The 5,405-nt window shown below is 61.9% G+C and carries 6 protein-coding genes and 1 riboswitch; of the genes, 4 read left to right on the forward strand and 2 right to left on the reverse strand.

Annotated features, from left to right (window positions below):
* On the reverse strand, nt 1-529 hold a 529-nt coding region (locus tag VIW95_RS15315; RefSeq protein WP_331588081.1), incomplete at its 3' end, for a metallophosphoesterase.
* 128 nt (nt 530-657) lie between these two features.
* Here VIW95_RS15315 and VIW95_RS15320 point away from each other — a divergent pair.
* From VIW95_RS15320 to VIW95_RS15335, 4 genes are all read left to right on the forward strand, one after another.
* Nucleotides 658-1,422, forward strand: coding sequence for an RNA methyltransferase (locus VIW95_RS15320; RefSeq protein WP_331588084.1), 765 nt, complete (start codon nt 658-660; stop codon nt 1,420-1,422).
* A 55-nt stretch (nt 1,423-1,477) separates the two neighbouring features.
* A complete protein-coding gene (locus VIW95_RS15325; RefSeq protein WP_331588086.1) occupies nt 1,478-1,744 on the forward strand; it encodes a hypothetical protein in 267 nt (88 codons plus the stop codon).
* 57 nt (nt 1,745-1,801) lie between these two features.
* A complete protein-coding gene (locus VIW95_RS15330) occupies nt 1,802-2,458 on the forward strand; it encodes an alpha/beta hydrolase (protein WP_331588088.1) in 657 nt (218 codons plus the stop codon).
* 150 nt (nt 2,459-2,608) lie between these two features.
* The gene (locus tag VIW95_RS15335; RefSeq protein ID WP_331588090.1) at nt 2,609-3,613 is read left to right on the forward strand and encodes an aspartate-semialdehyde dehydrogenase; all 1,005 of its coding nucleotides are present in this window, start codon (nt 2,609-2,611) and stop codon (nt 3,611-3,613) included.
* A 28-nt stretch (nt 3,614-3,641) separates the two neighbouring features.
* Here the strand turns inward: VIW95_RS15335 and VIW95_RS15340 are convergent, their stop codons facing one another.
* Nucleotides 3,642-5,006, reverse strand: a complete 1,365-nt coding sequence (locus VIW95_RS15340; RefSeq protein ID WP_331588092.1) for a hypothetical protein — start codon at nt 5,004-5,006, stop codon at nt 3,642-3,644.
* Between the two features lie 210 nt (nt 5,007-5,216).
* Nucleotides 5,217-5,336: riboswitch (SAM riboswitch) on the forward strand.
* The last annotated feature ends 69 nt before the right edge of the window (nt 5,337-5,405 follow it).

A 5,405-nucleotide genomic window follows, 5' to 3' on the forward strand; every position in this document is an offset into this window, starting at 1 on the left:
GGATATGTCCCGAGATGCAAACGTCGGGCTTCACCTCTTCGATGAATTGGCGCGCGGCCGTGCTGCCAACCGGCTTCCCGCTGCGGATTCGATCGCATTTGGTGTCGAACGGCGGCGGATGACAAATCATGAGCAGCGGCCGCACCTCGCGCACGAAGTCGTAGCCGGCCCGCAGCGTCGCGTAGATCTCGTCCTCGGTAAACTCGGTTGGCGTGTCGAACGGCGAAATGTTCGATCCACCGCATCCGAAGATTCCAACGCCGCCGGTGACGCGGCCCTTACCGTGCAGCGCGATTCCGTCCGCTTCGAGAAACGGGATCACCTCGCGCTGGTCGAGATTCCCCGGGAGCGCAAGCACTGCAGGACAAGCCCGCCGCACGTCGGCGATCACCTTGCGCGCGTCCTCGACGCCGCCGAAGTTGGTGAGGTCGCCGGACAGGATCACGAGATCGCAATCGCGCATCACCTCGCCCATCCGGTCGAGATTGCGAGTCGCCATGTGCACATCGCCGAAGGAAATGATCTTCATCAATCCACTTTATTGTAATGAAACCCGCGGTGGGTTTCATACTTCCTTCGGCAGGGTAACCCCTGCACCTTAGTGAATAAGATGGGTGTCCCCTTCCCTTGCGACGACGGTAACCGCATAACCAGAGGATGGCGTCGGCCGCAAAATTCGCGTTCGTGCTGTACCGGCCGCAGTCGGCGGGCAATATCGGCGCGGTGGCACGAGCGCTCAAGAACATGGGCTTCGACGATCTGCGGCTCGTCGGACGTGGTCCCTTGAACGATCGCGAGGCCGTCAAGATGGCGGTGCATGCCGACGATATCCTCGCCAACGCGAAGGTCTATCCCAGTCTTGCTGATGCGCTTGCGGATTGTTCGCTCGCAGTCGGCACCACCAGCCGCCGCGGCGGCTATCACAGCCGCGCGACTCCGCTCCGCGCGGCCGCAGTGGAACTCGACGCGCTGGCCGGCGCGAACAAGATCGCGATCGTATTTGGACGCGAAGATCGCGGGCTGACAAATCGCGAGCTCAAGTTGTGTCATCGGTTGATTACCATACCCACCGCGGCCGAATATCCTTCGCTCAATCTCGCGCAAGCCGTGATGGTCGTCGCGTACGAGCTGATGATGGCGGCGACTGCCGCGGTGGAATCTCGCGCGCCCGAATTCGTTGCCGCGTCAACCAGCGACCCGATGCTCGAGCGGCTGGCGGAGGCGTTGGTCTCGATCGGTTTTATTCCCGACGACAATCCCGACCATATCATGCTGGCGATTCGCGAGATTTTCGGACGAAGCGGCTTGACCGCGCGCGAGGTCGAAATTCTCAACGGGATGGCGCGCCAGATGCGATGGGTCGCCGAAGGCGGGCATCAGACGCTCGCGGAGAAACGTCGCGCGGGCAAGAAGTTGCGGTAACAGTTTCCAGCCGCGGCCATGATGCGCGATAATCGGGTGGAGACGTGAAGCGTAAATGGCCGAGATAATCGATTTTGCGGAGATACAGGAGGCAAGGCGTAAAGCTCGCGCAGGCATCCCGGAGCGCGAAAACCTGGAGCGCGCGGTGCAGGTGATGCGCACGAACCTGGCCGCCGTCGCCGCCGAGCTCGCCGACGCGCCGCGCGAAGAGCAGGCCGAACTGCTGACGAGGATCGAACGGCTGGCCGCGATGATTCGCTACGGAATGCGAATGCTCGGCGATCCGGTTCCCTCGCCCCAAGTGCGGAGAGGGTTAGGCTGAGGGACATTTGTGCGGCGCGATTGTCTGTTGCGCCGCAGATTTTTGAATCTCACGAAGATGGACGAAGGAGTAACGCTCAGAATTACCGGCGTCGAGCCGGGCGATGAAATCGCGGGCGCGCGCAAGGTCACGATCGCGACGACGCGTGGCGCGATTCCGCTCATGCTTCATTCGGCGCCGGAGAAGGGCCGCGCAGTGCTATGCGTCAGCGGTGCGATGGGTGGGTTCGACGGGCCTTCGATGCTCTATCCGCGGCTCGGGCTCGCGATGCCGAAGCGCGGACTCACGATTGCGCGGCTGGACTACCGCGCGCCCAACGAGTTCGGCGAATGCCTGGTCGATGCGATGGCGGCGCTGACGTTCCTCGGCGGCATCGGCAATGAACGTGTCGCGCTGATCGGGCATTCGTTCGGCGGCGCGGTCGCGATCAACGCGGGCACGCTAAGCCCGATTGTCACCAGCGTAATTGCGCTGTCGAGCCAGCTCGCAGGCGCGCACATGGCGGGGGAGCTCGCGCCCAAGCCGTTGCTGCTGATTCATGGCGGCGCGGACACGATTCTCTCGCATGAAAGTTCGCAGGCTCTTTACGATCGCGCGGGCGAGCCGAAGACGATCCGGATTTTACCCGGCGTCGGACACGGATTGTCGGAAGCGTCTGATGAAGTGTTCGAGCTGGTCAGCGACTGGCTGATGAGGCACTTAAGCGAGTGTTGATTGATTCGCCTCGCTTTGCCGCAGATCCGGAATCTAGGACGATTGGTCCTCCACCCGCCGCGCGAGGACGCGCGTCGGCCTCCCCCCACGAACGGGGGAGGCGAGAGGAAATGCTTCACTCCAATGCCCGCATCGCGATAGAATCGCGCGATGGCTAGTGGACAACGAATTGCGGTGGTCGGTGCGACCGGCGCCGTCGGACAGACCACGCTCAAAATCCTCGAGCAGCGCAAGTTTCCGATTCGCGAGCTGCGCGCGTATGCGTCGGCGCGCTCGGCGGGCAAGACCGTCACCTTCGCGGGCGAGCCGGTAACGGTCGAGAAGCTCGACGCCAACTCGTTCAAGGGAATCGATATCGTCCTGTTCTCGGCCGGCTCCGAGCAATCGCGCCAGTTCGCGCCGATCGCGGTCAAAGCGGGCGCGATCGTAATCGACAAGTCGAACGCGTTTCGAATGGACCCCGAGGTGCCGCTGGTGGTGCCCGAGATCAACGGCGCCGCCGCGCGCCGTCACAAGGGGATCCTCGCATGCCCCAATTGCACGACGATCGTCACCGTGATGCCGCTGAAGCCGCTGCATGACCTGGGCCGCTTGAAGCGCGTGGTCGCGACCAGCTTCCAGGCGGTCTCAGGCGCGGGCGTGAACGGCGTTGCCGAGCTGCGCGAGCAGACGATCGCGTGGTCGAAGGGCGAGACGATCAAGTCTGAGTTTTTTCAGCATCAGATTGCGTTCAACCTGATTCCGCATATCGACAAATTTGTCGAGGGCGGATACACCGGCGAGGAAATCAAGCTGGTCAACGAGATCAGGAAGATTCTCGACCAGCCCGAACTGCTGATTTCACCAACCACGGTGCGGGTGCCGGTCTTCACCGCGCATTCGATTTCCATCAACGCCGAGACCGAGACAAAGATCGCGGCGGCCGACGCGCGCAAGGCGTTCGCGAACTTTCCGGGAATCCGGCTGTTCGACGATCCCGCGCAGAATCGCTACCCGATGCCGATCCTCGTCGAGGGACAGGACGACTGCTTCGTCGGCCGGATCCGCGAGGACCTGAGCTGCCCCAGCGCGCTGAACTTCTGGGTCGTGGGCGACCAGTTGCGCAAGGGCGCGGCGCTCAACGGCATCCAGATCGCCGAACTGCTGATCGCATAGCGCACGCGACTTCGGCGATCGCCGGCCATCACGGCATCGGGATCGCTGCGCTGACCGGAGTCCAATGAGTGGGCCCGGTCGGACTCCCACCCAGCACGGGCGCGGACAGATCGACGCGAACCAGGAACAGCGGCGGCTGCGGATCGTGGTCGTTCGCCCACGAATGAAAGAATGGATCCGTGTCCGCCAGCATGTAGGCCAGATTATTTTTCACGTCAACCGACAACGTGTTCGGATCGCCGACAATCCCCAGTTGGGTCGGCGTGCTGCTCACGTCTCCCATTGGAATCAGCCCGGCGCAGATCGTAAAGACCGACGCGGCGTCCGGTTGGGTGCCGCTTCCGGGCTGGCCATTGTTGTCGAGCGCACCGGCGACCTTCGCCACGGGCAGATGAATCATTTTCAGATTCTGACCGAATTCGTCGCTGATAACCCCCTGATGGGTGGCTCCGTTGACCACCGCCTGCCCGCCCGGCCCTTCACCAAGTGGTGGGAGAACTCCAAGTCCCATGAATCCAATGCTCAGCGCGGTAGCCGGCGTCACGCCAGTATCGAGCGTTCCGAAATTGAAGGCGGTGCCGTGGTCGGCGCCGACTTCATCGGTTTGCAACAGGATATTAGTCGCGGGATCGAATCCGACTCCGTCGGTTGTCGCTTCGGTGCCTTCGAAGGATTGCACGACCAGCGGAACCGTCGAGATATTCGTTATCTGATTGGTTCCGTCAGTTGAGATGAACAAAATGCCGGTCGTTGGGTTGAGGGAGAGCGAATCGGTACCCGCAACGGAGACCACCGAGGCGGCGTTGAAGACCGGCGGTTCCACCGACGTATCCATCAGACCGATCGTTGCGGTTCCCGCCACCACCAGCAAGTTACGCACGGGATCGGCAACTACTCCGCCGAAGCGGTTCGAGTTGGTGATCCCGGGGCAGGGAATTGTGTTGATGATCGCCTGGGTCGTCGTGTTGATCTCAAAAACGCTGACTGTGCCGTCGGCGAGCGTTCCTTCCGCGTACACACGACCATTCTTCTGATTGAAGGCGCCTCCGGTCGGCACAACCACGTTCGTCAGTTCGAGAAGCTTGATGATCGGATTGGCCGCGCCGATCGTCAGGTCAACAACCGCCAACTGCGAACTACCGGCAACCGATGCAGGATTGGTCCGCGCTCCTCCGCCGCCGCTAAGCGTATAGATCGGCACGTAGCCGACATTGTTCACGGTGTCGATCGCGATGAGACCTTGGCCCGTCGCGCTGCTCGGTGCGGGCGTCGGCGACGCGGTAGGGCCGGCACTGGGACATGACGAGCACGGATCGCATCCGGAGGTATAAAGTGACAGCCCTGCAACTGCGATTAATAGACAAACAGCCAGCCCCGCCCATCGAGAGGTCATAGTCGATCTCCTAACGCGTTGTGTCGCGAAATCCGCGTACGGCTCTGTCAGATTCGATTCCCCGCCAGGAACTCCCCCAAAACGTTGCGGCGAACATAGTTAAATACGCGTTGAGTAGCAAACGAAAGTGCCAGATAGCTGACCGATTGGTTGGTCGATTGACAACGCATGCGGTCGCATATTACCGTTAGGCAACTGCAACCGATTGCAGCCTTATCGAGAGCGGCGGAGGGACATGGCCCGCTGATGCCGCAGCAACCGGCCCGCGATGGGTGCTGGTGCTAACTCCTGCAGGGGTTCTCCGCGTGAGAGTCCCCTGGAAGATAAGGCGAGAGTATTCAGCCCTCGTCTTACCGTCTTCGCAGGATTTTTCACCGACCGCTTCCATCGGCACTGACC

It is taken from the genome of Binatus sp. (SeqCode) (assembly GCF_036522015.1).
Taxonomy (GTDB): Bacteria; Desulfobacterota; Binatia; order Binatales; family Binataceae; genus Binatus.

Coding starts and splice junctions, on each gene's coding strand:
- VIW95_RS15320 (WP_331588084.1), top strand. CDS start 658: ATGGCGTCGGCCGCAAAATTCGCGTTCGTGCTGTACCGGCCGCAGTCG.
- VIW95_RS15325 (WP_331588086.1), top strand. CDS start 1,478: ATGGCCGAGATAATCGATTTTGCGGAGATACAGGAGGCAAGGCGTAAA.
- VIW95_RS15330 (WP_331588088.1), top strand. CDS start 1,802: ATGGACGAAGGAGTAACGCTCAGAATTACCGGCGTCGAGCCGGGCGAT.
- VIW95_RS15335 (WP_331588090.1), top strand. CDS start 2,609: ATGGCTAGTGGACAACGAATTGCGGTGGTCGGTGCGACCGGCGCCGTC.
- VIW95_RS15340 (WP_331588092.1), bottom strand. CDS start 5,006: ATGACCTCTCGATGGGCGGGGCTGGCTGTTTGTCTATTAATCGCAGTT.